This window comes from Streptomyces sp. STR69, assembly GCF_024519455.1.
Classification (GTDB): domain Bacteria; phylum Actinomycetota; class Actinomycetes; order Streptomycetales; family Streptomycetaceae; genus Streptomyces.
This window is the reverse complement of sequence record NZ_JALJRY010000002.1, coordinates 304,993-330,673: the sequence shown is the minus strand read 5'-3', so window position 1 is coordinate 330,673 and position 25,681 is coordinate 304,993. Positions and strand designations below refer to the sequence as shown.

Sequence of the window (25,681 nt, the reverse complement as noted above, 5' to 3'; positions counted from 1 at the left end):
GCCCTACTTCGCGGGAGCGAACACACGTTGCGCCGCGACCACCGCCCCGCCGCGTGCCCACTCCTCGAACGGCAGGGGGCGGACCACGAGATCGCAGTCCACCGCGGCACCGAACGCGTGGTCCACGAAGGCCTGCCGGATGTGGTCGGCGAACAGGTCGTAGGAGGCGACGCCCTCGCCGGAGATGATGATCCGCTCCGGTCCGATGAGGTTGGCGACGCAGGCCAGGCCGAGGCCCACGGCGTGTCCGGCGCGGGCGAAGACGGCGCGGACGGCGGGGTCGCCGGTGTGCGCGAGGCGGATCGCGCCGTCCATGGTCAACTCGGCGTCGCCGGTGGCCTGTCGGGCCTGCTCGACGATCGCGTGGGTGGAGGCGACCGCCTCCACGCACCCGGTGTTGCCGCAGGTGCAGATGCGGTCGGTGCCGCTCACGGGCAGGTGCCCCACCTCGCCCGCCACGCCGTGTGCTCCGGAGACCACCCGGCCGGCGACACAGAGCCCGGCGCCGATGCCGGCGCCGACGGTGACCAGGGCGAAGATCGACAGCCCGACACCGGCGCCGAACCACTGCTCGGCCACGGTCAGCGCGCGTACGTCGTTCTCGATGACCGTGGGTGTCCCGGTGGCCGTCTCGACGAGCTGGGCGAGCGGTACCCGGCGCCAGTTGAGGAAGGGCGAGTACTGGACCGTGCCCAACTGGCTGTCCACGTCACCGGAGATGGTCACCCCGATGCCGTGGAGGTCGGCGGCGCCCGCCGGGTTCGCCGCCGTGCGCAGTTCGTCGACGAGCCGGGCGATGGCCAGCACCACGGTGCCCACGTCCCGTGAGTCGAGCCGGACGCGCCGGGAGGCCAGCGGACGGGCCGTCAGATCGGCGAGTACGCCGATGAGTTCCTCGCCGGTGACCTTCACACCGGCGAACAGGGCGCGTTCGGGCCGTACTTCGACCGGGGTCGCCGGGCGGCCGTTGGTCCGCTCGGTGGCGGTCCTGCCGCCCTCGGTGATCCAGCCGTCGGCCATCAGCGAGGTGGCCACTTTGGTGACGGCTCCCGGGGTCAGTCCGGTCCGCCGGCCGATCTCGGCGCGACTCAGCGGACCGTGCTGGAGCAGGGTCTGCAGGACGAGTGCGGCCGCGGGTGGCTGGTCGGCGAGGCTCATGGGGCGACGTTACCTTTCCTTTGGAAAGTAAGACAAGGGATATACATCGGCCCTCTGGGCCTGAAACCGCAGGTCATTCGACAGCAGGTGGCTGAAACCCCCCACCAGGCCCCACAAAGGTCGGAGTTTTCTGGGCGTCGACTATGTTGACGCTGGAAGGAAACTAAGCCTAGATTCGCCGCACTCCTCGTCGGGGCGGACGGGACGGTCCTGCACCGGTGAGGAGTGTGTGGCCCCCACCCACTCGCCCGTTGGTCCCAGCGAACCCTCTCGGTGATGTCCCGGGACGACCACCACCGAGAGGCTCCCCGCACCTCGACACCTCAGGCGGGAACCCCGCCTGCAGCCGCGCCCTGACGGAGTACACACATGCCTCGTCCAGCTCGACCCACACGTCTGAGAACTCTCACCTGCCTCACCGCGCTGACGGCGGCGCTCGTCGTGCCCGCCTCCGCACGGGCCGCGACCACCGCGGACGCCTCGGGGGCCCAGGCAACCGGTGCCACGACCACGCCTCTCGTGGCCGCCAAGCCCTACATGGGCTACAGCACCTGGAGCGTCGAATCCACCAACTTCCCCGGCTACGGCGGGGACTGGCTCACCGAGGCGCATGTCCTGCAGCAGGCGGACGTGCTGTCCTCGAAGTTGAAGTCGCACGGCTACAACTACGTGAACGTGGACGCCGGTTGGAACGACGCCAAAGGCGACGCCTACGCCCGGCCGACCCCGAACCTGACGAAGTTCCCGCACGGGATGAAGTACCTCGCGGACCAACTCCACCGCAAGGGACTGAAGTTCGGCCTCTATCTGGCCGTCGGCCTCTACCAGCAGGCGTACAACGACGGCAAGACGCCCATCTACAACGCCCCGGGCTGCACCACCAAGGACATCGTCTACCCGGACCTGCGCAAGACCAGCGGCTGGGACGACGTCTCCTACCAGCTGGACTTCTCCAGCCCCTGCACCACCAAGTACATCCAGTCCGAGGCCGACCAACTGGCCTCATTCGGCGTCGACTTCCTCAAGATCGACGGCGTGGGCCCCGGTTCCAACCAGGGCGACGAGGCGCACAACAACGTCCCCGACATCCAGGCCTGGCACACCGCCCTGAAGAACACCGGGCGGCCCATCGAGTTCACCCTGTCCTGGTCGCTCAGCCACAACCAGGCCGACGTCTGGAAGGCCAACTCCAACGGCTGGCGCATCGACACGGACGTCGAGTGCTACTGCGACACCCTGGTGACGTGGAACAACTCCGTGAAGGCACGCTGGAACGACGTCGTGCCGTGGATCGACGACGCCGGGCCGGGCCACTGGAACAACCTCGACTCGCTCGACGTGGGTTCGGACGTCATGGACGGGGTCAACCAGACCGAGCGGCAGAGCTACATGACGCTGTGGGCCATCGAGGCCGCGCCGCTCTACATCGGTGACGACCTCACCAAGCTCGACAAGTACGGCCTGAAGCTGCTCACCAACGACGAGGTCATCGCGGTCGACCAGGCGGGCACCCCCGCCAGGCCGGTCAGTCAGAAGACCCCGCAGCAGACCTGGTACACCCGCAACGCCGACGGCAGTTACACCGTGGCCCTGTTCAACCTGGGCAAGGGCTACTCGGACGTGACCGCCGACTTCAGCGACCTCGGCATCACCGGCAAGGCCAAGATCCGCGACCTGTGGAGCCACAAGAACCTCGGCTCGGCCAGCGGCAGGTTCACCGACAACCTGGCCCCGCACGGCTCGCGGCTGCTGCGCATCACGCCTCCCAGCACCGGCAGCCACCCGGGTGTGCCGCTCAACGTGCACGGCACCGCGTCGACGGCCGACAGCGTCTCGCTCGCCTGGAGCGCGGTGAACTCCGGTACGAAGACCACCGGTTACGACGTGTACGCGGGCGGCACCAAGAAGGCCACCGTCACCGGCACCTCCGCCACCGTGAGCGGTCTGAAGGCCGGTACCGCCTACTCCCTCACCGTGGTCGCCCACGACGCCAAGGCCCGAAAGTCCGCCCCCAGCAAGCCAGTTGACGTCACCACCCCGGCGACCGGCGGACCGGTGTCCTACGAGGCCGAGGCCTCCGGGAACACCCTCGGCGGCAACGCCTCCGTGGGCGACTGCTCCGCGTGCTCGGGCGGCAAGAAGGTCGGCAACCTCGGCGGCACCGGAACCGTGGCGGTCAACCACGTCACCGCGCCCCGGGACGGCACCTACCTGATGAAGCTCGACTACACCGACGGCGACACCGGCCGCACGATGATCATCACCACCGGTGACACCTCCTTCCAGCAGTTCCTGCCGGGCAGCAACGACAACGTCTGGGGCCGACCGAGCTCGATCACCGTGCCCGTCCAGCTGAAGGCGGGCGACAACACGATCACCTTCGGCAACGCCACGGACTACGCCTCCGACGTGGACCGGATCGTCCTCTGAGCGTCGTCCGTCCGACCTGATCAACCTCCACCCGACCGACATCCGAGGAGAGTTCCGTGGTGGTCACATCACAGGGCGAGCCCAAGACGCCGACCACACCGCCGTCCGGCGCGGTGACCACCACGGCCACCGCCCCCGGCCCAACCACCCACGTCCACAAGGCCCGTTCGGCCCGCAGGGCGGGCCGAAACGCGCCGACCAGGTCCGCGGCGGCCCGCCGCCGCGACCTGCCGGTCGCACTCCTGCTGATCATCCCCAGTGTCGTCGGATTCGCGGTCTTCTACGCCTATCCGACCCTGCGCGGCATCTACCTCAGCTTCACCGACTTCCATGTCCTCACCCCGCCGAACTGGGTGGGACTGGCCAACTTCCACCAGATGTTCGGCGACGACGTCTTCTGGCACTCCCTGCTCGTCACCGTCTACTTCGTGATCCTGGCCGTCGTCTTCGGCACCCTGGCCTCCCTGGTGACGGCCGTGGTGCTGCACCGGGTGACCAAGTCGTCGGCGCTGCGCGGCGTCATCCTGCTGCCCTTCCTGATCTCCAACGTCATCGCCGCGCTGGTCTGGCAGTGGATGCTCGACCCGTCCCTCGGTGTCGTCAGCCTCGTCCTGCAGCATCTGACGGGCCACTCCATCCTCTTCTTCGGCAGCAGCGCCTGGGCCGTCCCGTCCCTCGCCGCGATCAGCATCTGGAAGTGGATGGGCTACTACTCCCTGCTGATCTTCGCCGGACTGCAGACCATCCCGGCCACCGTCTACGAGGCCGGCCGGGTGGACGGCGCCAGTGAAGCGCAGATGTTCCGGCGCCTCACGGTGCCCCTGCTGCGGCCGATCCTGGTCATGGTGGTCGTCCTGACGGTGATCAACTCCTTCCAGGTGTTCGACATCGTGCAGGTCACCACCCAGGGCGGCCCGGCCAACGCCTCGAACGTCCTGCAGATGTACATCTACAGCAAGGCGTTCAGGCAGTTCGACTTCGGCTACGCAGCCACCCTCTCGCTCGCCCTGTTCGCCCTGCTCATCACGGTCACCTTCACCCAGCTGCGGCTCGCCCGCGCAGGCGAATCCGACCTGAGCTGAAGGAGCCCGTCATGGCAGTCACCCTCGCCCCCGGCCGGGCGGCCACCGCGCAGCCCAGGCCCCGGAAGAACCGCCGCAGCCTCTCCCCCGGCAGGATCGTCGCCTGGATCTATCTGGGCATCGTCGTCCTGATCACCCTCTTCCCGTTCTACTGGATCCTGCGCACCGCGCTGTCCAACAACTACAAGCTGTCGACGCACCCGTCCTCCCCGCTGCCGGTCGGCTTCACCTGGGGCGCCTTCGAACGCGTCCTCGGTATCGCCTCCACCGCCGACGCACTGGCCCAGGGCGGCTCCGGCGCGGCCATCGACATCGCGCTCTACCTGCGCAATTCGCTGATCTACGCGTCCGTGCAGACGGTGCTGATCGTGCTGTTCGCCTCGGCCGGCGCCTATGCGTTCTCCCGGCTGCACTGGCGTGGCCGCAACCTGGTGTTCAACATCCTCATCACCGCGCTGATGGTGCCCAGCGTCTTCACGCTGCTGCCCAACTTCGTCCTCGTCAAAGACCTCGGCCTGACCAACACCTTCGCCGGACTGATCCTGCCCGGGGCGCTCTTCCAGGCGTTCACGCTGTTCTTCCTGCGGCAGTTCATGCTGGGCCTGAGCACCGAGGTCGAGGAAGCCGCCATCATCGACGGCGCGGGCCCGCTGCGGATCTTCTTCCGGATCATCCTGCCGATGTCGACGGCACCGATCGCCACCGTGTCGCTGCTGATGTTCGTCAACGCCTGGAACGACTACTTCTGGCCGCTGCTGATCACCAACAGCGACAACGTGGAGCCGCTGACACTCGCGCTGGGTGTCTTCAAGCAGTCCTCGCCGCAGGCCGCCCCCGACTGGGCGGGTCTGATGGCCGCCGCCCTGGTCGCGGCGCTGCCGATGCTGCTGCTGTTCGTCGCCTTCGGCAAGCGCATCGTCAACTCCATCGGCTTCTCCGGCCTCAAGTGACCGGCCGCACCCCGCGATTGGACGACACAGTCATGCACTCCAGCGACCTGGTGCTGAGCTGGCCCGCGCCCGCCGCCACCTGGACGGAGGCCGCCCCGGTCGGCAACGGCAGGATCGGCGCGATGGTCTTCGGCGGCACCGGCCGGGCCCGTATCCAGATCAACGACTCCACCGTCTGGTCCGGCACCCCCGACGGACCGGCCACCGCCCTAGCCGCGCTCCGCGCGCAAGGGGCCGGCCCGGAGCGCCTCGAAGAGGTCCGCGCCGCGCTCCGCGCCGGCGACCAGGACCGCGCCGAGTCCCTGCTCATGACCTTCGAGGGGCCGTACACACAGGAGTATCTGCCGTACGCCGACCTGTACTTGACCGTGCCGGGCGGCGAGCGCGCCGAGTACCGCGGCAGGACGCTCGACCTCGACACCGCGGTGGCCGAGGACGGCTTCGACCTCGACGGGACGACGGTACGGCGCCGGGTCTGGGCCGACGCCGTCACCGGCGCGCTGTGCGTGACGCTGGACGCGGACGGCGGCACGGTCGACCTGACCGCCGAACTGTCCACCCCGCTGCGGGAGATACTCCGCTCGGCCGCGCCCGACGGCATCACGCTGGGCATCGAGATACCGGTGGACGGCGCCCCCTCGCACGAACCCGAGGTCGCGGAACCGCTGCGCTACGCGGACGGCCCCGTCGACGGCTACGACCCCTTCGGCGCTCTCGCGCTCGCCGTGCACACCGACGGCACGACAACCGTGGACGACGAGGGAGGTCTGCGCGTCACCGGCGCCTCGCACGTCCTCCTCACCCTCGCCAGCTCCACCGCGGCCAACCGCGACTGGAGCGGGGCCCCGGCCGTGGACCGCGCCAACCATCTGGCCGAGGCCGGCGAACTCGCGGCCCGGGCGGTCACGCAGGGCGCCGACCGCCTCCTCAAGAACCACGAGGCCGACGTACGGGCTCTGTTGGGCGGCACGTCCCTGCGTATCGGGCCACGCCGCTCCGGCACCTACGACGTCGCCCGCGACATCCTCGGCGGCGACGACGAACTCCTCACCGCCACCGTGCTGTTCCAGCTCGGCCGCCATCTCCTGGCCACCGCCTCCCGCCCGCGCACCGGCCCCCCGGCCAACCTCCAGGGCATCTGGAACGCCGAGCTGCGACCCGCCTGGTCGTCCAACTACACGATCAACATCAACACGCAGATGAACTACTGGGGCGCGGAGACGGTCGGGCTCAGCGCCTGTCACGAGCCCCTGTTCGACCTGCTCGACCGCGTGGCCGTCCAAGGCACCCGCGTGGCACGGGAGTTGTACGGCGCTCGTGGCTGGGTGGCGCATCACAACACCGATCCGTGGGGGTGGGCGCTGCCGGTCGGCATGGGGCACGGCAACACCTCGTGGGCGCTGTGGATGATGGGCGGCGCGTGGCTGTCCCAACACCTGTGGGACCACTACGACTTCACCCGCGACCCCGTCTTCCTGCGGGAACGGGCCTGGCCGTTGCTCAGCGGCTGCGCCGAGTTCCTGCTGGACTGGCTCGTCGACGACGGCACGGGTCATCTGGACACCTTGCCGTCGACCTCCCCGGAGAACCTGTTCCTGGCCGACGGCGTCCCGAGGTCACTGACCCGCACCGCCACCATGGACCTGGCGCTGATCCGGGCCACCTTCGAACGGACCCTGGCGGCAGCCGAGTTGCTGGGTCTGGACACCCCGCTGACCGGCGAGATACGCGCGGCGCTGCCCCGACTGCGCCCGCTGCCCCTCTCGTCGGAGGGCCGACTCCAGGAGTGGGCCGAGGACCTGACGGAGGCCGACCCGCACCACCGTCACCTCTCGCACCTGATCGCCGTACACCCGCTCGGTCTGATCGATCCCGTCTCGACCCCCGAACTGGCCGACGCCGCAAGGAAGTCGATGGACGGGCGCGGGCCCGGGGCGATGGGCTGGTCGTGGTCCTGGAAGATCGTGCTGCGGGCGTGGCTGCGCGATGCGGCGATCGCGCGCTCGCTGTTCCTTGAGGCCGTCCGGCCGCTCGACGGCGATGCCGGGGTCGACGCCCCTGTGGACGGCTCGCGTTGGGGCGGGCTGCTCCCCAACCTGTTCTCCACGCATCCGCCGTTCCAGATCGACGGCAACTACGGGCTGATGGCCGGTGTCGCCGAGATGGTGGTGCAGAGCCACACCGGCACCCTCGACCTGCTGCCCGCGCTGCCCGTGGAGTGGGCCGACGGTGAGGCCAGGGATCTGCGGTGCCGCGGCGGTCTGGCCGTCGATTTCGCCTGGAACGAGGGCGAGTTGACCGGTGCGACCGTGCGCAGGCACGCGGGTGACGCCGGCGAGCCCGTACGGATCCGGTATCGCGACCGGACCACCGAGCTGCTGCTTCCGGCCGGTCACCAGGTCGAGTTGGACGCCGAACTGCGGCCCCGAGGGGAGCCCGTGCCGTGCTGACCGAGCAGGACGTCCCCGAGCTGTTCGCCTATCGCAGCGCCTACCGCGAACCCGCCGACTTCGACACCTTCTGGAAGGGCACCCTCGCCAAGACCCGCGCCGGGCAGGAGGCCTCGCTGGATCTGACGGAGGTCGCCACCGGCCTGGAAACGGTCGACGTCTTCGACGCCGTCCTGCCCGGCTTCGGCGGCCACCCCGTCCGCGCCTGGCTGCGGATGCCCCGGCAGCGGGGCGGCCCACTGCCCGCCGTCGTCCAGTTCCACGGTTACGGCAGTGGGCGCGGCGCCCCGATCGACGACCTGCTGTGGGCGTCCGCGGGGTACGCCCATCTGCTGGTGGACGCGCGCGGCCAGGGCGGCGCCTGGGCGGGCGGGGGCGCGACCCCCGATCCGGTCGGCAGCGGCCCGGCGCATCCCGGTTTCCTCACCCGGGGCATCGAGGACGAGGACACCTACGTCTACCGGCGGGTGTTCACCGACGCCGTCCGTGCCGTGGACGCGCTGCGCGCCCGCACCGATCTCGTCGACCCGGACCGGGTCGCCGTGCTCGGCCCCAGCCAGGGCGGCGGTATCGCCCTCGCGGTCGCCGGACTGGTGCCCGGCCTGGCCGCCGCGCACTTCCAGTCGCCGTTCCTCTGCGACATCCGGCACGCCACCCGGCTCACCTCCGCCGAGCCCTACGCCGAGATCATCGGCTATCTGGGGGCCCGCCGGGACCGGGTGGAGCAGACCTTCGACACCCTCGGCTACTTCGACGGACTCGCCTTCGCCCGCCGCGCGAACGCCCCGGCCTGGTTCTCCGCCGGGCTGCGCGACGAGGTGTGCCCGCCGGTCACCGCGATCGCCGCCTACCACGCCTACGCCGGCCAAAAGGAGCTGCGGCTCTGGGAGTTCAACGGCCACGACGCGGGCGGGCCCGAGGACCTGGCCGTAGCACTGGGCGCGTTCGGCGCCCTCCTCAAGACGTCGTCCCATCCGCTGGTGCAGCCGTCCCCCGCACCGACCGCGTCATCCCGAAAGAAGGAACAATGAGAAGAATCAAGGGAGTTCGGAAGACGGTCGCGCTGGGCGCCACGCTCACGCTGGCCGCGCTGCTCTCCGCGTGCTCCAACGGCTCCTCCTCCGCCGGTGGTTCCAAGACCGTCAACTGGTGGACCTGGGACGACAAGCAGGCCGCCGCGTACAAGGTGTGCGCCACGGACTTCGAGAAGGCCAACCCCGGCACCAAGGTGAAGATCACGCAGTACAACGTGAACGACTACTTCACCAAGCTGACCGCCGGTTTCGTGGCCGGCAGCGCGCCCGACGCCTTCCAGAACAGCGTCCAGTTCTTCCAGGCGTACGCCTCCCAGCACCAACTGCTGGCGATGGACGACTACATCAAGAAGGACAACTTCGACCTGTCCCGGTTCTCGGTCGGCGTGGACGCCTGGAAGTTCACCGACGGCAAGCAGTACGCCCTGCCGCTGGACTGGGCGGCGTCCGGCGTCTACTTCAACGAGGACGCCGTCAAGAAGGCCGGATACACCGACCAGGACGTCAAGTCGCTGAACTGGAACCCCGACAACGGCGGCACGCTCGGCAAGATGATCGCCCACCTGACGATCGACACCAAGGGCCGGCGCGGCGACGAGAAGGGCTTCGACAAGTCCCACGTCAAGACCTACGGCTACGGGGAGATCGCGGCCAAGGACTTCATCGGCCAGACCACCTGGAGCCCGCTGGTCAGCACCACGGGCTGGCGGCTGGGCGACAAGGCCAGCTGGCCGACGGTGTTCAACTACTCCGACCCGCGGTTCGTGAAGACCATGGACTGGATCCGCTCGCTGACCGACAAGGGCTACGCGCCCAAGATCGGGCAGTTCACCGACAGCGTCAGCGACGTCGACCTGCTCTCCTCCGGCAAGGTCGCCATGGAGACCGGCGGTTCGTGGGAGGCCTCGACCTTCGTGAAGATCCCCGGCCTCAAGGTCGGCATCGCGCCCACCCCCTACGGCCCCGACGGCAGGACGAGGTCCGTGCTGAGCAACTCCAACGGGAACAACATCTGGGCAGGCACCAAGAACCCCGAGCAGACCTGGAAGTGGGTCTCCTACATGGGCAGCGAGGCCTGCCAGTCCAAGGCCTCCCTGACCGGTAGCTTCTTCCCGTCGATCCCGGCCTCCATGGAGGCCTCGGCCGCGGCGCTGGCCAAGACGGGCGTGGACCTGTCCGTCTTCACGGACATGATCAAGGACAAGGTGCTCTACCCGTCCCCGGTCTACGGCAACGGCGCGGCCCTCCAGGACGCCCTGCAGCCGCTGTTCCAGGCCTACTTCGCCGGCCAGAAGAGCGACTCCGTCTTCACCGACATGCAGAAGCAGAGCAGGCAGCTGCTCGCCAAGAAGTGACCCCACCACTCCTCCGCACTCCCTGTCCGACCGCCGGACGGGCCCACTGAGCCGGGCCCGTCCGGTGGAACCGGGCGATCGGAAAGGACTCTTCATGTCGGACACCACGGCGCGGATCCACATCCTGCGCGCGGCGGGCACCGCCCTCGTCGTGGAGCTCACCGAGCCGGTGCCCAGGGTGCTGCACTGGGGGGCCGACCTCGGCGATCTCCCGCAGGACGCCCTGGCCGCGCTCGCCCTGACCGGCGAACCCGCCGTGCTCAACAACTCCGTCGACATCCCGCGCCGGTTCACCGTCTGGCCCACCGAGGCCGACGCCTGGTCCGGCACCCCGGCCCAGGAGGGCCACCTCGCCGGCGCGTTCGCCGCACCCCGGCTGACCCTGGCCGACAGCTCCTACCAACCACGGGCTGCGGGCGGGGAGTTGACCCTTCACCTCACCGACCCCGGCACCGGACTCGACGTCACCCTCTCCTACCTCCTGGAGCCCTCCGGCGTACTGGGCGTACGGACCACGCTCACCCGCCGGCCGGACGCCGACCCGGCGCCGTACGACCTGGCGGGCGTCACGACGCTGCTGCCGCTGCCGCGCCGGGCCGCCGAGGTCCTCGACTTCACCGGCAAGTGGAGCCGGGAGCGCTCGCCGCAGCGGCAGCCGCTGGGCTTCGGCACCCATGCCCGTGAGGTGCGGCGGGGCAAGCCGGGAGTGGACTCGCCGTACGTCATGGCGGTGGGCGTGCCCGGATTCGGCTTCCGCGACGGGGAGATCTGGGCCGTGCATGTGGCCTGGAGCGGCGACCAGCGGTATCTGGCCGAGCAGTTGCCGGAGGGCGCGGGCGCCCATGCGGCGGTGCTCGGCGGCGGCGAACTCCTGCGCGCCGGGGAGATCCGGCTCGCGCCCGGTGAGTCGTACACCGCTCCGGTCTGTCACTTCGCCTGGTCCGACCAGGGTCTGGACGGGCTTGCCGACCGCTTCCACACCCTGCTCCGGGCCCGCCCCACGCATCCGCGCGGCCCCCGCCCGGTGATCCTCAACAGCTGGGAGGCGGTCTACTTCGACCACGATCTGAACCGGTTGCTACGGCTGGCGGACCGGGCCGCCGAGGTCGGTGTCGAGCGGTTCGTGCTGGACGACGGCTGGTTCCGGGGCCGTCGTTCGGACGACGCCGGCCTTGGCGACTGGACCGTCGACCCGGTGGTGTGGCCCGAGGGCCTGACCCCGCTGGTGGACCATGTGCGGTCGCTCGGCATGGAGTTCGGGCTGTGGGTAGAGCCGGAGATGATCAATCTCGACTCCGACCTGGCCCGCGAGCACCCCGACTGGGTGCTGGGCCCGGCCCGTGGGGTCGGCCCGGCGGCGCGCCATCAGCATGTGCTGGACCTGGCCAACCCCGATGCCTGGCAGTACCTGTTGGACGCGCTGGACGCGCTGGTGGAGAAGTACGCCATCGCGTATCTCAAGTGGGACCACAACCGGGAACTCCACGAGACCGTGCACTCCGCCGCCGACCGTCCCGTGGCGCACGCCCAGGTGGTGGCCCTCTACCGGCTGATCGACGCGCTCCGGGAGCGCCATCCCGCGCTGGAGATCGAGAGCTGCGCCGCCGGTGGCGGCCGGGTCGACCTGGGCATCCTGGAGCGGACCGACCGGGTCTGGGCCTCGGACTGCAACGACCCGGTGGAGCGCCAGACCATCCAGCGCTGGACCGCGCAACTACTGCCCCCCGAACTGGTCGGCACCCACGTGGGCCCGCGCACCAGCCACACCACGGACCGCGTCAGCTCGGAACAACTCCGCCTGACCACCGCCCTGTTCGGCCACGCAGGCATCGAACAGGACCTCACCCACTGCTCCCCGGAGGAACTGGCCCGCCTCACCGCCTGGACCGCGCTCCACCGCGAACTCCGCCCGCTGCTCCACGGCGGTCGCACGGTCCGCGCCGACCTCAGCGACGAGTCGACACTGCTGCACGGAGTCGTCGCCCACGACGGGTCGGCGGCGCTGTACTGCTGGGCGCGGCTCGCCACCTCCCCCGAGGGCCAGTACGGGCGAGTGCAGTTGCCCGGTCTGGACCCCGAGGCGACCTACCGGGTGCGGGTGCGCTCCGAGCTGGGCATGCCGTCCTTCCACGAGACAGCGGAACCGGCCTGGCTGTCCGCGGCCCTCGAGGAGGCGCTGTCCCTGCCCGGTTCGGTGCTCACCGTCGCCGGCCTGCCCCTGCCGAACCTCAACCCCGAGCAGGCCCTGCTCCTCGAACTCACGAGAACGGCCGGCTGACCGTGGGCGGCGGGGTGTGCGGCTCCTCCTCGCAACGCGATTCCGGCGTGCGGGCCGTCACGAGGCCCGACTCGTAGGCGAACACGACGAGTTGGGCCCGGTCGCGGGCGCCGAGCTTGGTCATGGCACGGCTGATGTGGGTCTTCGCCGTGAACGGGCTGATGACCATGTGGGCGGCGATCTCCTCGTTGGTGAGGCCACGCGCGGCCAGGGCGGTGACCTCGCGTTCGCGCCGGGTGAGGTGTTCCAGGCCGGTGGCGGTGGAGCGGTCGGGGGGCCGGGAGACGAACTCGCCGATGAGGGTACGGGTGATCGACGGGGAGAGCAGGGCCTCGCCGCCGGCGACGATCCCGATCGCCTGCAGCAGGTCCGCCGGATCGGTGTCCTTCAGGAGAAAGCCGCTGGCACCCGCCCGCAGCGCCTCGAAGACGTACTCGTCCAGGCCGTAGTTGGTGAGGATGACGACCCGGACCGCGGCGAGGGCGGGGTCGGCGGCGATGCGGCGGGTCGCCTCGATGCCCGTCATGACCGGCATCTGTACGTCTATCAGCGCGACGTCCGGGAGTTGCGCGCGGACGAGGGCCACGCCCTGTTCGCCGTCGGCCGCCTCGCCCACCACCTCGATGCCGTCCTCGGCGTCGAGGAGGGCACGGAAACCCGCGCGCATCAGCGCCTGGTCGTCGACGACCACGACCCGGATCATCCCGCCTCCCCCAGTGGCAGTTCGGCCTGTACCGCGAAGCCGCCCTCCGCGCGCGGGGCGGTGTGCAGGGTGCCGCCCAAGGCCGTGACGCGCTCGCGCATGCCGGTGAGGCCGATGCCGGGCTTCGGCGGGCAGCCGGGGTCGGCCGCCCCGTCGTCCTCCACGCGTATCGTCAAGTCGTCGTCGCCGTAGTCGAGTTGGACGCTGACCTTGGCCGGGCCCGCGTGCCGGGCCGCGTTGGTCAGGGCCTCCTGGACGATGCGGTACACCGCGCGGTCGACCGTCGCCGCGAGGGGGCGCTCCTCGCCCGTCACCGCGAGTTCGACGGCGAGGCCGGCCGCGCAGGCCCGCTCGACGAGCAGCTCGGGGGTGCCGGTGGGCTCCTCGGTGGTGCGCAGGATCTCCAGGGTGGCCCGCAGCTCCCGCATCGCCTCGCCGCCCGCCTCCTGGATGGCGAGCAGCGCGGGCGGCACCTCCTCGCCGCGCTTGCGGGCCAGGTGGACGGCGACGCCCGCCTGGAGCTTGACGATCGAGATGCTGTGGGTGAGGGAGTCGTGCAACTCCCGCGCTATCCGCAGGCGTTCCTCGCCCGCGCGGCGCAACGCGACCTCCTCGCGGGTGCGTTCGGCCTCCAGGGCGCGCTGTTCGGTCTGCCGCAGATACGCCTGCCAGTTGCGGTCGGCCAGGCCGGTGACCACCGCGCACAGGAACCAGCCGGCGATGAGCGCGGTCCGCTCGACCACCTGCTGGGTCGTGGGTCCCGTCGCGAAGTACGCGGCCAGGAACAGCCCGCCCGCCCCGGCCGCCCAACCGCGGTGTCCCGCGCGGGCCGCCGTGTGCATGGCGGCGAGCACGGGCAGACCGGCGACCGGCCCCGGGTGGGCGTGCAGGACGTAGGCCGCCTCCCCCGCCGTGGCCACGGCGAGGACCGCGCGCGGAGCCGTCTGGTAGAACGCCAGGGCCACCGAGGCGAGCGCGACCAGCGCGTAGTCGACGGTGGTCGTGTCCGCGTCGAAGGCGGCGACGGTCATGACGAGGGCGCCGATCACGACCGCGAGGGAAGCGTCGGCGAGGCGCCTGCGTGGGGTCACATCGACCGGGTACCCGCTCATGACCGCACAGTAGACCGCCGCGCCGACGCAGGCGTCAGCCCTGTGGACAACTCCTGGACTACTCCCCACGCAGTACTTCCCGGGCCTGCGCCACCCGGCCGACGCAGCGTCAACTCCCTTCGGCCGTACGACGACCGGGGGCACCCGGGCAGCGCACGCTGCTGCCATGCCCACACCCTTCCGTCACACCCTGCCCCCGTCGCCGAAGTCCGCCACGGGCCGCACCGCCGAGGTCTTCGAGCAGATCGCCGTCGACTTCGGGATAGAGCGGCCCCCGACCTTCGTGGTCCTGTCCTCCGTGCCCGAACTCCTGGCGCCCGCCTGGGCGTTGATGCGGGAGTCGCTGATCGCGGGCGACGGCAGCCGCACCGGCAAGGAGCTGGCCGCCCTCGGGGTCTCGCTCGCCAACAAGTGCCCGTTCTGCGCGGACGCGCACACCGTCCTGCTGCACGCCACCGGCGACCACGCCCTCGCCGAGCACCTGGCGCGCGGCGGCACACCGGAGAACGAGGAGCACGCGCGCGTGCTCGACTGGGGCCGCCGGACGCGTGTCCCGGGCGCGACCCTGACGCCGTACCCCTATCCCGCCGAGCAGGCGCCCGCCTACCTGGGCACCGCTCTCGCCTTCCACTTCATCAACCGCATCGTGTCGGGCCTGCTGACCGAACAGCTCCTGCCGGGCAACGCCCAGCGGTTCCGGGCCGTACGCAGCCTCGCCGGCCGCAGCGTGGCCCGCACCGTGCGCCGCAGCGCCGTACCGGGAGCGGCGCTCCCCCTGCTCGACGCGCCGGGCCCCGGCCCGGACTGGGCGGCCGGAACCCCGGTGGGCCCGGCCTACGACGCCCTGCGCACAGCGGTGCTCGCGGGCGCGGATCTGCTCGACACGGACGACCTGACCCTCGTACGGGAGACGCTGTGGGCCTGGGACGGGGGGCATCCGCCGGTCGTGCTGCGCGGCTTCCCGAACCGGCGGGAGCGGCCGGCGGCGCGCCTGGCGGTACTGGCGGCGCTCGCGCCGTACCGGATCACCGAGGAGGACGTGGCCGCCTGGCGCGGGCACACGGACGCGAGTCTGGTGCGGCTGATCGCGTACGGGGCGTTCGCCGCCGTCGAACGGGTCGAGACAACGATGCGTGTGCCCGCCGCTCACACCTGACCGGTGGACATAAGAGGACACACAACGCGTCCACAGTCAGGCACTGTCACCGCACAGGCACGGAGCGAGTTCATACTTCCGCCTCACAGGGAGTCATGTGACACTGACGTTCCCGTCCGCAGTGCGGACCCGCTCCGCACCCTTCCCCCACGAGAAGTGCGACTTGCGTTCTCTACCTCTGCCGCTCGCTCTCACCGCGCGTCTGTCGCCGGTCGTCGTGCTCGCCGCGATGGGCTGGGCCCTGACGTCCGGTCCGTTCGCCGCGACGACGACCGCCGATCACAAGGCGACGCCCGAGTCCGACTCCTCGTCCGGGGCCTCGGCCCCGTCGACGGCACCCGTGGTCAAGACGTATTCCACGTCCCCCGCCCCGTGCGGAAGTGTGACGGCGGCGACGCTCAAGTCACTGGTGCCGGGCGCGAAGACGGCCGGCAAGGAGATCCCGTCGACGGACACGAAGGTGCGCCGCACCTGCTCGTGGAACGCGCTCAAGGGGTACGACTACCGCTGGCTCGACGTGTCGTACGAGATCACGGAATCGGACGAAGCGGCAAAAAAGTCGTACACCGAGACCACTACGGAGAAGAGCGGCGGCGGGGTGGTGCCCGGGCTCGGTGACTCGGCCTACTCCATCGTGAACCTCACCACAGAGGACAAGCAGCAGACGCGTGAGGGCACGGTCGTCGTCCGCGCGGGCAACGCGCTGGTGACCATCACGTACAACGGCAGCGACTTCGAGAACAAGAAGGCGCCGAGCACGGACGTCATCAACAAGGGCGCGATCAAGGCCGCGAAGGAAGCGGTGACCGCGCTGGAGGGCGCCAAGGCCAGCTAGCCCCGGCGCCCTCCGACACGACGAGTCCTACGCCTTGACGAGCGTCGGCCCCTTCGGCGCCGGCTCCTTCCGGGTCAGCAGTGTCAGCACCACGTAGAGGACCATCGACGTGCCCAGGCCCACGGCCCAGCCGTAGTCCGCGAGCGAGGACAGGGCCGGGATGGGCCGGCCGTCGACCAGTGGGTGGAAGTCGGCGCCGCCGACGGCGAGCACGCCACCCACCAGGAAGGCGACGACGGCACGCCAGTTCCAGCCGCCGTCGTACCAGTAACGGCCGCCCGCCTTGTACAGGTCGGTGAGGTCGAGCTTGCCGCGGCGCAGGATCCAGTAGTCGGCGATGAGGATGCCGGCGACCGTGCCGAGCAGACCGCCGACCAGACCGAGCCAGGTGAAGATGTAGCCCTGCGGGTCGGAGTACAGCTTCCAGGGGAAGATCAGCACCCCGAGGACGCTGGTGATCAGGGCGCCGGTGCGGAAACTGATCTTCCGGGGCGCGATGTTGGAGAAGTCGAAGGCGGGCGAGACCAGGTTGGCCGCGATGTTCACGGACAGGGTCGCCACCAGGACGGTCACCAGCGCGTAGAGCAGACCGACCACGTTGTCCGTCTTGGCGGCCAGCTGCACCGGGTCCCAGATCGCCTTGCCGTAGACGGCCTGCGAACCGGAGGTGACCAGCACCGACAGGAACGCGAACAGGGTCATGGTGGTCGGCAGACCAAGTGCCTGCCCCCACGTCTGGGCCTTCTGGCTCTTGCCGTAGCGGGTGAAGTCGGGGATGTTCAGCGACAACGTGGACCAGAAGCCGATCATGCCCATCAGCGAGGGCCAGAACAGCTTCCAGAAGCTGCCGCCCCAGCCCAGCTTGGAGGGCTGGTCGAAGAGCGGGCCGAGGCCACCGGCCTTGCTGCTCATCCACCACAGCATCACGAACGCGCCGACGAGCACGAAGGGCGCCGCCCAGTTCTCGAAGCGGCGGATCGTCTCCATGCCCCGGTAGATGATGGCCACTTGGAGCACCCAGAACAGCGCGAACGACAGCCACATCGTCCAGGCGTACCCGCCGATCTGCGAGGCGTTCGCCCAACTGTCCCCGATCAGCTTGCCGGCGAGGAAGAAGATCGCCTCACCGCCGATCCAGGTCTGGATGCCGAACCAGCCGCAGGCCACCAACGCCCTTACCACGGCAGGGAGGTTGGCGCCGCGCACACCGAACGAGGCACGCGCGAAGACCGGGAAGGGGATGCCGTACTTCGGTCCCGCGTGCCCGGTGAGCAGCATGGGCACGAGCACGATGAGGTTGGCCAGGGCGATGGTGAACACCGCCTGCTTCCAGTCCATGCCCACGGCGATGAGCCCCGAAGCCAGGGTCCAGGAGGCCGTGTTGTGGGCCATACCGACCCACAGCGCGGAGAAGTTGTACGTGGTCCAGGTGCGCTTCTCGACGGGAACCGGCAGCAGATCGTCGTTGGCGTACGGCCCGCTGGGCTGCGGAGATCCGGGGGCGATCTCCACCCGCCCGTCGGCGAGGGTGACTTGAGCGGTCGGCTCTATGGCCGTGGGAGCGGTGTCGGTCATGGGCAGGCCAATCAATGAGGTGGGTCCGGAAAGGCCGTGCGGAGGCTCCGGTCCCCCTCCCCAGGACGGTGGGGAGGGGGAGAACTGGAGTGGGGGGACGGGGAGTTGAGCGGTGGTGCGGGGGTACGTCAGCCGTTGACGGCCGGGATCACCTTCGACCCGTAGGCGTCGATCGTGGCCTCCTGCGCGTCGTGCATGTCGTAGACGGCGAACTGGTCGACGCCCAGCTCACGCAGGGCGTTGAGCTTTTCGATCTGCTTCTCGGCCGATCCGATGATGCAGAACCGGTCGACGATCTCGTCGGGCACGAAGGCGGTGTCGGGGTTGTCGGCACGGCCGTGATGCGAATAGTCGTACCCCTCACGGGCCTTGATGTAGTCCGTGAGTTCCTCGGGTACGGCGGCGGAGTGCTCGCCGTACTTGGAGACGAGGTCGGCGACGTGGTTGCCGACCATGCCGCCGAACCAGCGACATTGGTCGCGGGCGTGGGCGAGCGCCTCGGGCGAGTCGTCCTCGGTGACGTAGGCCGGGGCGGCGACGCAGATCTTGACCTCGGACGGGTCGCGGCCGGCGGCGACGGCCGCGTCCTTGACCGCCTTCACCATGTATTCGGTGAGGTAGAGGTCGGAGAGCTGGAGGATGAAGCCGTCGGCCTCCTCGCCGGTCATCTTCAGGGCCTTGGGGCCGTACGCGGCCATCCAGACCGGGAGTTGGGCGTCCTCCTTGGCCCAGGGGAACTTGATGACCGTGCCGCCGAGGTCCGCCTCCTGGCCGGAGCCGAGCGCCCTGATGACCTTCATGGCCTCGCTGATCCGGGCGAGCGTGTTCGGGGTACGGCCCGCCACGCGCATCGCGGAGTCGCCGCGGCCGATGCCGCAGACGGTGCGGTTGCCGAACATGTCGTTCAGGGTGGCGAAGGTGGAGGCGGTGACCTCCCAGGTGCGGGTGCCCGGGTTGGTGACCATCGGGCCGACCGTCAACTTCGTGGTGTTGGCCAGGATCTGACTGTAGATCACGAACGGCTCCTGCCACAGCACGGCGGAGTCGAAGGTCCAGCCGTAGGTGAAGCCGTTGCGCTCGGCGCGCTTCATCAGGCTGATGACCCGCGAGGCCGGCGGGTCGGTCTGCAGGACGAGTCCGAAGTCCATGTGCGCCACTCCTAGTTGAGGTACTGACTGGTGGAGCGCGGGGTGTAGACGCCGTGGCCCGCGTGCCCGGTGTACTCCCGCTCGGTGATGACGAGTTCGCCGCGCGAGAGGACGGTCTCGACGCGGCCGGTGAGGCGCTTGCCCTCGTACGCCGAGTAGTCGACGTTCATGTGGTGCGTCTCGGCGGAGACGATCTGCTCGGCCGTCGGGTCGTAGATGACCACGTCGGCGTCGGCGCCCGGGGCGATGGTGCCCTTCTTCGGGTAGAGGCCGAACATCCGCGCCGGGGAGGCGCAGGCGATCTCGATCCAGCGGCGGCGGCTGATGTGCCCGTCGACGACGCCCTGGTGGAGCAGGTCCATGCGGTTCTCGACGCCCGGCATGCCGTTGGGGATCTTCGAGAAGTCGCCCCGGCCGAGCTCCTTCTGACCCACGAAGCAGAAGGGGCAGTGGTCGGTGGAGACCACCTGGAGGTCGTTGGTGCGCAGGCCCTGCCAGAGCTTGGCCTGGTGGTCCTTGGGGCGCAGCGGCGTGCTGCACACGTACTTCGCGCCCTCGAAGTCGGGCTCGGCGAGGTTGTCGGTGGAGAGGAACAGGTACTGCGGACAGGTCTCGCCGAAGACGGGCAGGCCCTCGTCGCGCGCCTTGGCCAGCTCGGCGACCGCCTCCATCGCGGAGACGTGCACGACGTACAGGGGTGCTCCGGCGACCTGCGCGAGCTTGATCGCGCGGTGGGTGGCCTCGGCTTCGAGGAGGGCCTTGCGGACCTCGCCGTGGTAGCGGGGGTCGGTCTCGCCGCGGGCGAGCGCCTGCTCGACGAGGACGTCGATCGCGATGCCGTTCTCGGCGTGCATCATGATCAACCCGCCGTTGTCGGCGGCGCGTTGCATGGCGCGCAGGATCTGGCCGTCGTCGCTGTAGAAGACGCCCGGGTAGGCCATGAACTGCTTGAAGGAGGTGACGCCCTCCTCCACCAGCAGGTCCATCTCCTTGAGGGTGTCCTCGTTGACGTCGGAGACGATCATGTGGAAGCCGTAGTCGATGGCGCAGTTGCCCTCGGCCTTGGCGTGCCAGGCGTCGAGGCCCTCGCGGAGGGCTCCGCCGACGCTCTGGATCGCGAAGTCGACGATGGTCGTCGTACCGCCCCAGGCGGCGGCCCGGGTGCCGGTCTCGAAGGTGTCGGCGGCCTTGGTGCCGCCGAACGGCATCTCCATGTGGGTGTGGGCGTCGACCCCGCCCGGGATGACGTACTTCCCGGTGGCGTCGATGACCCGCTCGGCGGTCCAGCCCTCGGCGACGGTGGTGCCGGAGGTGGCGAGGGCGGCGATTCGGCCGTCCTCGATCAGGACGTCGGCGTGGAGTTCGTCGGACGCGGTGATGACTAGGCCGCCGCGGATGACGGTACGGGTGCTCATTGTTTTGACTCCGCTGGATTGTGGTCTGGTGCGGGTCTGTGGGGGCTGGGCGCGCCCCGCGGCGAAGCCGCCGATGGACGCATCCCCGCGCCCCTGTGGGAGGGCTGCGCCCTCCATCGGGGCGCGGGGATGCTTGCGTTCTTTACGGTGCGGTCAGCGGGCCGTACGCGTCCGGGCGGCGGTCGCGGTAGAACTGCCAGCGGTCGCGGACCTCTCGCAACTTCGCCAAGTCCAGGTCCCGGACTACCAGTTCGGGCTCCTTGTCGCTGGCCACCTCGCCGACGAACTGGGCCTCCGGGTCGACGAAGTAGGTCGTGCCGTAGAAGTCGTTGTCGCCGAGCTCCTCGACACCGACCCGGTTGATGGCGCCGACGAAGTACTCGTTGGCGGCAGCGGCGGCCGGCTGCTCCAGCTGCCACAGGTAGGCCGACAGACCACGCGACGTCGCCGACGGGTTGAAGACGATCTCCGCACCCGCGAGGCCCAGCGCACGCCAGCCCTCCGGGAAGTGCCGGTCGTAGCAGATGTAGACACCGATCTTGCCGACCTTGGTGTCGAAGATCGGCCAGCCGCTGTTGCCCGGGCGGAAGTAGAACTTCTCCCAGAATCCGGGGACTTGAGGGATGTGGTGCTTGCGGTACTTGCCGAGGTAGGAGCCGTCCGCGTCGATCACGGCGGCCGTGTTGTAGAGGACGCCGGGCTGCTCCTCCTCGTACATCGGCAGGACCAGGACGATGCCGTGTTCCTTGGCGAGCGCCTGGAAGCGCTTGACGATCGGGCCGTCCGGGATCGCCTCGGCGTACTCGTAGAACGCCTTGTCCTGGACCTGGCAGAAGTACGGTCCGTAGAACAGCTCCTGGAAGCAGAGGACTTGAGCACCCTGCGCGGCGGCATCGCGGACCGCCTGCTCGTGGACCTGGATCATGGACTCCTTGTCGCCCGTCCAGGCTGTCTGGAACAGGGCGGCACGAATCACTGTGCTCATCGGGACCTCCGGTCGCTAGGTGTGCGAGGAGCTTAGGAAGCCCTGAAGTCCGGTTTGAGTTGCACGGTGTCACGTCTGCGGACGCTCGGCGTTCCACGGTGTCACCCTGTCGTGGCCGCATGTTTCACCGCCGTTTTCGCAGGTAGTCCCATGTTTCACCCCTGTTGCGCGTCGTGCGCGAGGAGCGCGATGTGCACCGACGCGGCCTGCTCGAAGTCGTCGAGGTCCACGCCGAGCCGGCCCTCTATGGCCTCCAGTCGGCGGTACAGCGCGGGCCGCGAGACGTGGTGGAGCTGAGCGGTGCGCGACTTGTTGCGGCCGGTGGCCAGATAGGTGCGCAGTACGGCGAGCAGGTCCTCGTCGGCCGCGCACAGCAGCCCGTCCAGCTCCCGCTCGGCGAACGACTGCACCTGCGGGTCGTCCCGCAACAGCCGGATCAGGCCGCGCAGATGGACGTCCTTGAGGCGTACGACGGTGGGGAGTTCGAGGGCGTCGCTGGAGTCGGCCACGGCGTCGGCGACGTGCTGTGCCTCGCGCAGCCCGGCGGGCACGTCGTCCCAGACGGTGCGCGGACCGGCGGCGGCCACCACCGCCTTCAACGCCCCGGACTCGGTGCGCAGTCGGCTCGCGAAGTGCGCGGCGAGGGCGTCCGCGTCCTGGTCCCGGGGGAGGCTGAGAAGGACGGCGGTGACGCCGTCGGCCAGTTCCGCGACGAGTCCGGGCAGCCCCAACAGCCGTAGCACTCGGTCCAGTTGGGCCGTGTCGCCGTCGCGTACGACCATCGGTACGAAGGTGCGCCGGTTGACGGGGAGTCCGGCGGCGCGGGCGCGGGGCAGGAGTTGGCGGGCCGGTACGACGCCGCTCGCCAGGTCGGTGAGCAGGCTCTGCGCGGACTGTTCCTCCCAGGTGTGGGCGGAGCCGCCGAGCATGCGGTGCAGGACCAGGGCCTCGGCGGCGCGGTCGGCGAGGAGGCGTCCGGTGGCGGTGTCGCCGCGGTGGCCGCACAGCATGATCTGGCCCCAGCGCTCGCCGCGTCCGCCCAGTTCGGCGCGGATCCAGCCGTCGCCCTCGCTGCCGCCGGCCTGCCGGGAGATGCGCTCCCAGTCGCGCAGCACGTCGTCGACTGCGGACCGCTCCCCCGCCGTGGCGAGGACCCGGTGGGCGAGGTTGGTGACGACCACGGGGCAGGCGCTGTGCGCGGCGACCTCGTCGAGCAGGCTCTGCAGCGGGGCGCCGCCGGTGATGAGTCCGGTGAGCGCGGTCCGTACGGCCTCGGAGAGGCTGACGGCGGCGAACTTCCGCCGGACCAGCCGGGATTGGACCTCTTCCGTCAACTCCGCGAAGGGGAAGGGCCGGTGGAGCACCACCATGGGCAGCCCGCAGCGCTCGGCCGCGCGGCGCATCACGTCCGGCGGGGCGGGGAAGGCGCGGCCGAGACCGAGCACGACGGCGGATGCCTCCGCGCGGTGCAGGGACTGGATGTACTCGGCCTGGGCGCCCTCGTCACCGGCGAGGAGCACTCCGGTGGTGAGGACCATCTCGCCGCCGGTGAGCATCACGCCGACGTCGGCGGCCTCGGCGACATGCACCCACCGCACGGCACGGTCGAGTTGACTCGCGCCGGCCACCACCTCGGGTTCCCCGGCGAGGACCCGTTCCAGGGCGAGGACCTGACGGACCGACAGGGCTGGTTCCAGGGTGTCGAAGGTGGTGGCCATGACGATGTTCCCTTGCTCGTACTGCTGCTACTGCGTGCTCGCCAGAGCCCGTTCGAGGATGGCGGCGCCCTCCTCGGCCTCCGCGACGGTGAGGGACAGCGGCGGGGCGATGCGCAGGGCGCTGGTGTCGTGTCCGCCGCCCTTGCCGATCAACAGCCCGCCCTCGCGGGCCGCTTCGAGCACGGCGGAGGCGGCCTGCGGATCGGCCTCGTCGGTGCCCGGTTTCACCAGCTCGACGCCGATCATCAGTCCGCGCCCGCGTACTTCCCGTACGCCGGGATGCTGGGCGGCGACGGCCCGCAGCCGCTCGATGAGAAGGCCGCCGACGCGCCGGGCGTTGCCCTGGAGGTCGTGCTCCAGCAGGTAGGTGAGGTTGGCGAGGCCCGCCGCCATGGTGATCTGGGTGCCGCCGAAGGTCGAAATGCTGTTGGAGTCGAGGCAGTTCATGATGTCGGCGCGGGCGACGACACCGCCGATCGAGCTGCCGTTGCCGATGCCCTTGGCGAAGGTGAGGATGTCCGGCGGACCGTTCTGGCCGTGCGCCTGCCAGCCCCAGAAGTGGTCGCCGGTGCGCCCCCAGCCGGTCTGCACCTCGTCGGCGATCCACAACACGCCCCGCTCGGCGAGGACTTCACGGAAGGCCGCGTACAGCCCGTCGGGCGGGGAGGTGAACCCGCCCACGCCCTGGACGGGTTCGGCGATGAGCGCGGCGGGCGGGCGGACGTGACCGAGCAGGTCCTTCAGGTCGGCCACGCAGGCGGCGATGAACTCGGCGTCGGACAGGTGGGCGTAGGGTCCGCGCGTCCGCACACCCCCGTGGACGTACAGCGTCTGGAGTGGGGACAGCGAGGTCGGGGACCAGCCGCGGTTGCCGGTGATGCCGACCGTGCTGAAGGAGCGGCCGTGGTAGCTGTTGCGCATGGCCAGGATCTGGTTGCTGCGCCGGTACGAGGTCGCGAGCATCAGGGCGGTGTCGTTGGCCTCGGTGCCCGAGGTGGTGAAGAAGACGCGGGCGTCGGGGATCCCGGACAACTGGGCGACGCGCTCGGCGAGTTCGACCATCGGCCGGTTGAGGTAGAGCGTGGACGAGTGGAGGATCCGCCCGGCCTGCTCGCTGACCGCCTTGGTGACCTCGGGGAGCGCGTGCGCGGTCATGGTGGTGAGGATGCCGCCGAAGAAGTCGAGGTACTTGTTGCCCTCGGCGTCCCAGACGTGCCGGCCCTCGCCGTGCGTGATCTCGAGCGGGTTCTCGTAGTACAGGGCGAGCCAGTCCGGGAGTACGGCCTTGTGCCGTCCCAGCAGGTCCTTGGTCACGGTTGCACCAACCCTTCGTAGGCGTCGGGACGACGGTCGCGGTAGAACGCCCACTGCTGGCGGACTTCCTCGATCAATCCGAAGTCCAGGTCGCGGACGACGAGTTCCTCGTCCTTGTCGCTGGCGACGTCGCCGACGAACTGGCCTCGCGGGTTGACGAAGTACGACGTCCCGTAGAAGTCGTTGTCCCCGTACTCCTCCTGTCCCACACGGTTGATCGCGGCGATGAAGTACTCGTTGGCGACGGCCGCGGCGGGCTGCTCCAGCTGCCAGAGGTAGGCGGAGAGACCGCGCGAGGTGGCGGACGGGTTGTAGACCAACTGGGCGCCGTTGAGGCCGAGTTGGCGCCAGCCCTCGGGGAAGTGGCGGTCGTAGCAGATGTAGACGCCGACCTTGCCGACCGCGGTGTCGAAGACGGGCCAGCCGGCGTTGCCCGGCTTGAAGTAGTACTTCTCCCAGAAGCCCTTGACCTGGGGGATGTGGTGCTTGCGGTACTTGCCGAGGAAGGTGCCGTCGGCGTCGATCACGGCCGCGGTGTTGTAGTAGAAGCCCTCCTGCTCGACCTCGAAGACCGGGACGACGATCACCATGCCGGTCTCGCGCGCGAGCTGTTGCATACGACGCACGGTCGGCCCGTCGGGCACCGGCTCGGCCCAGCTGTAGTGCTCCGGTTCCTGGACCTGACAGAAATAGGGGGCGTTGAACACTTCCTGGAACCCGATGATCTTGGCGCCCTGGCGGGCCGCCTCGCGGGCGTGTTCCTCGTGTTTCGCCACCATGGACTCGGCGTCGCCGGTCCAGGTGGCCTGGACCAGAGCGGCGCGTACGACGTTGGCCATGAGCTGCTCCTTCGACGGGACGTCAGAGCCTCTACGCCCGTAGACAAAGGCCGTAGAGGGATGAACGTAAGCCTCCGGAGGAGCCTTGCCAAGACCATCGTCGTTAACCCGCGGAGTCGATCGCGTTTCACACTCCGGTGGGCG

19 protein-coding genes are annotated in these 25,681 nt (G+C 70.0%); 9 read left to right on the top strand and 10 right to left on the bottom strand.

Going from position 1 to position 25,681, the window contains the following annotated elements; genetic code table 11:
* Positions 1-3: 3 nt before the first annotated feature.
* Entirely contained in the window at positions 4-1,158 is a 1,155-nt protein-coding gene (locus OC490_RS05195; protein WP_262056584.1) for an ROK family transcriptional regulator, read from the bottom strand.
* A gap of 369 nt (positions 1,159-1,527) precedes the next feature.
* On the opposite strand from OC490_RS05195, the gene OC490_RS05190 reads away from it, so the two are divergent.
* From OC490_RS05190 to OC490_RS05160, 7 genes are all read left to right on the top strand, one after another.
* A complete protein-coding gene (locus OC490_RS05190) occupies positions 1,528-3,588 on the top strand; it encodes a fibronectin type III domain-containing protein (protein ID WP_262056583.1) in 2,061 nt (686 codons plus the stop codon).
* Positions 3,589-3,644: 56 nt separating this feature from the next.
* On the top strand, positions 3,645-4,670 hold the full coding sequence (locus OC490_RS05185; RefSeq protein ID WP_262056582.1) for a carbohydrate ABC transporter permease: 1,026 nt from the start codon (positions 3,645-3,647) through the stop codon (positions 4,668-4,670).
* Positions 4,671-4,681: 11 nt separating this feature from the next.
* Positions 4,682-5,620, top strand: a complete 939-nt coding sequence (locus tag OC490_RS05180; RefSeq protein ID WP_262056581.1) for a carbohydrate ABC transporter permease — start codon at positions 4,682-4,684, stop codon at positions 5,618-5,620.
* Positions 5,621-5,652: 32 nt separating this feature from the next.
* Positions 5,653-8,070: a glycoside hydrolase family 95 protein gene (locus OC490_RS05175; protein ID WP_262056580.1), complete on the top strand. Its 2,418-nt coding sequence runs from the start codon at positions 5,653-5,655 to the stop codon at positions 8,068-8,070.
* A complete protein-coding gene (locus OC490_RS05170; RefSeq protein WP_262056579.1) occupies positions 8,064-9,101 on the top strand; it encodes an acetylxylan esterase in 1,038 nt (345 codons plus the stop codon). The genes OC490_RS05175 and OC490_RS05170 overlap by 7 nt, the downstream gene beginning before the upstream one ends.
* On the top strand, positions 9,098-10,459 hold the full coding sequence (locus OC490_RS05165; RefSeq protein WP_262056578.1) for an ABC transporter substrate-binding protein: 1,362 nt from the start codon (positions 9,098-9,100) through the stop codon (positions 10,457-10,459). Before OC490_RS05170 ends, OC490_RS05165 begins: the two co-directional genes overlap by 4 nt.
* A gap of 94 nt (positions 10,460-10,553) precedes the next feature.
* Complete coding sequence (locus OC490_RS05160; RefSeq protein ID WP_262056577.1) at positions 10,554-12,737, top strand: alpha-galactosidase; 2,184 nt, start codon at positions 10,554-10,556, stop codon at positions 12,735-12,737.
* On the opposite strand, the gene OC490_RS05155 is transcribed toward OC490_RS05160, so the two are convergent.
* Together OC490_RS05155 and OC490_RS05150 are read right to left on the bottom strand one after the other, a co-directional pair.
* The gene (locus tag OC490_RS05155; protein WP_262056576.1) at positions 12,718-13,440 is read right to left on the bottom strand and encodes a response regulator; all 723 of its coding nucleotides are present in this window, start codon (positions 13,438-13,440) and stop codon (positions 12,718-12,720) included. The two genes, OC490_RS05160 and OC490_RS05155, sit on opposite strands and share 20 nt — an antisense overlap.
* Positions 13,437-14,552 carry a sensor histidine kinase gene (locus OC490_RS05150; protein WP_262056575.1) on the bottom strand — a complete coding sequence of 372 codons (1,116 nt, stop codon included), beginning with the start codon at positions 14,550-14,552 and terminating at the stop codon, positions 13,437-13,439. The genes OC490_RS05155 and OC490_RS05150 overlap by 4 nt, the downstream gene beginning before the upstream one ends.
* 166 nt (positions 14,553-14,718) lie before the next feature.
* Here OC490_RS05150 and OC490_RS05145 point away from each other — a divergent pair, with 166 nt between their 5' ends.
* Together OC490_RS05145 and OC490_RS05140 are read left to right on the top strand one after the other, a co-directional pair.
* Positions 14,719-15,708: a carboxymuconolactone decarboxylase family protein gene (locus OC490_RS05145; RefSeq protein ID WP_262056574.1), complete on the top strand. Its 990-nt coding sequence runs from the start codon at positions 14,719-14,721 to the stop codon at positions 15,706-15,708.
* Positions 15,709-15,871: 163 nt separating this feature from the next.
* On the top strand, positions 15,872-16,543 hold the full coding sequence (locus OC490_RS05140) for a hypothetical protein (protein WP_262056573.1): 672 nt from the start codon (positions 15,872-15,874) through the stop codon (positions 16,541-16,543).
* Between the two features lie 27 nt (positions 16,544-16,570).
* Here the strand turns inward: OC490_RS05140 and OC490_RS05135 are convergent, their stop codons facing one another.
* From OC490_RS05135 to OC490_RS05105, 7 genes are all read right to left on the bottom strand, one after another.
* Positions 16,571-18,118 carry an NCS1 family nucleobase:cation symporter-1 gene (locus tag OC490_RS05135; protein WP_262056572.1) on the bottom strand — a complete coding sequence of 516 codons (1,548 nt, stop codon included), beginning with the start codon at positions 18,116-18,118 and terminating at the stop codon, positions 16,571-16,573.
* Positions 18,119-18,246: 128 nt separating this feature from the next.
* Positions 18,247-19,266, bottom strand: a complete 1,020-nt coding sequence (locus tag OC490_RS05130; RefSeq protein WP_043678720.1) for a TIGR03842 family LLM class F420-dependent oxidoreductase — start codon at positions 19,264-19,266, stop codon at positions 18,247-18,249.
* Positions 19,267-19,277: 11 nt separating this feature from the next.
* The gene (hydA, locus tag OC490_RS05125) at positions 19,278-20,681 is read right to left on the bottom strand and encodes a dihydropyrimidinase (protein ID WP_262056571.1); all 1,404 of its coding nucleotides are present in this window, start codon (positions 20,679-20,681) and stop codon (positions 19,278-19,280) included.
* Between the two features lie 142 nt (positions 20,682-20,823).
* Positions 20,824-21,666 carry a nitrilase-related carbon-nitrogen hydrolase gene (locus OC490_RS05120; protein ID WP_019071248.1) on the bottom strand — a complete coding sequence of 281 codons (843 nt, stop codon included), beginning with the start codon at positions 21,664-21,666 and terminating at the stop codon, positions 20,824-20,826.
* A gap of 155 nt (positions 21,667-21,821) precedes the next feature.
* Entirely contained in the window at positions 21,822-23,384 is a 1,563-nt protein-coding gene (locus OC490_RS05115) for a PucR family transcriptional regulator (protein ID WP_262056570.1), read from the bottom strand.
* A gap of 27 nt (positions 23,385-23,411) precedes the next feature.
* Positions 23,412-24,698, bottom strand: a complete 1,287-nt coding sequence (locus OC490_RS05110) for an aspartate aminotransferase family protein (RefSeq protein WP_262056569.1) — start codon at positions 24,696-24,698, stop codon at positions 23,412-23,414.
* Positions 24,695-25,537, bottom strand: coding sequence for a nitrilase-related carbon-nitrogen hydrolase (locus tag OC490_RS05105; RefSeq protein WP_262056568.1), 843 nt, complete (start codon positions 25,535-25,537; stop codon positions 24,695-24,697). Before OC490_RS05105 ends, OC490_RS05110 begins: the two co-directional genes overlap by 4 nt.
* Positions 25,538-25,681 lie beyond the last annotated feature (144 nt).

Bases quoted from the DNA above. Each gene is read 5' to 3' on its own strand.
- OC490_RS05195 (WP_262056584.1), bottom strand. From the start codon at position 1,158: ATGAGCCTCGCCGACCAGCCACCCGCGGCCGCACTCGTCCTGCAGACC.
- OC490_RS05190 (WP_262056583.1), top strand. From the start codon at position 1,528: ATGCCTCGTCCAGCTCGACCCACACGTCTGAGAACTCTCACCTGCCTC.
- OC490_RS05180 (WP_262056581.1), top strand. From the start codon at position 4,682: ATGGCAGTCACCCTCGCCCCCGGCCGGGCGGCCACCGCGCAGCCCAGG.
- OC490_RS05175 (WP_262056580.1), top strand. From the start codon at position 5,653: ATGCACTCCAGCGACCTGGTGCTGAGCTGGCCCGCGCCCGCCGCCACC.
- OC490_RS05165 (WP_262056578.1), top strand. From the start codon at position 9,098: ATGAGAAGAATCAAGGGAGTTCGGAAGACGGTCGCGCTGGGCGCCACG.
- OC490_RS05160 (WP_262056577.1), top strand. From the start codon at position 10,554: ATGTCGGACACCACGGCGCGGATCCACATCCTGCGCGCGGCGGGCACC.
- OC490_RS05155 (WP_262056576.1), bottom strand. From the start codon at position 13,440: ATGATCCGGGTCGTGGTCGTCGACGACCAGGCGCTGATGCGCGCGGGT.
- OC490_RS05150 (WP_262056575.1), bottom strand. From the start codon at position 14,552: ATGAGCGGGTACCCGGTCGATGTGACCCCACGCAGGCGCCTCGCCGAC.
- OC490_RS05145 (WP_262056574.1), top strand. From the start codon at position 14,719: ATGCCCACACCCTTCCGTCACACCCTGCCCCCGTCGCCGAAGTCCGCC.
- OC490_RS05135 (WP_262056572.1), bottom strand. From the start codon at position 18,118: ATGACCGACACCGCTCCCACGGCCATAGAGCCGACCGCTCAAGTCACC.
- OC490_RS05130 (WP_043678720.1), bottom strand. From the start codon at position 19,266: ATGGACTTCGGACTCGTCCTGCAGACCGACCCGCCGGCCTCGCGGGTC.
- hydA (WP_262056571.1), bottom strand. From the start codon at position 20,681: ATGAGCACCCGTACCGTCATCCGCGGCGGCCTAGTCATCACCGCGTCC.
- OC490_RS05120 (WP_019071248.1), bottom strand. From the start codon at position 21,666: ATGAGCACAGTGATTCGTGCCGCCCTGTTCCAGACAGCCTGGACGGGC.
- OC490_RS05115 (WP_262056570.1), bottom strand. From the start codon at position 23,384: ATGGCCACCACCTTCGACACCCTGGAACCAGCCCTGTCGGTCCGTCAG.
- OC490_RS05105 (WP_262056568.1), bottom strand. From the start codon at position 25,537: ATGGCCAACGTCGTACGCGCCGCTCTGGTCCAGGCCACCTGGACCGGC.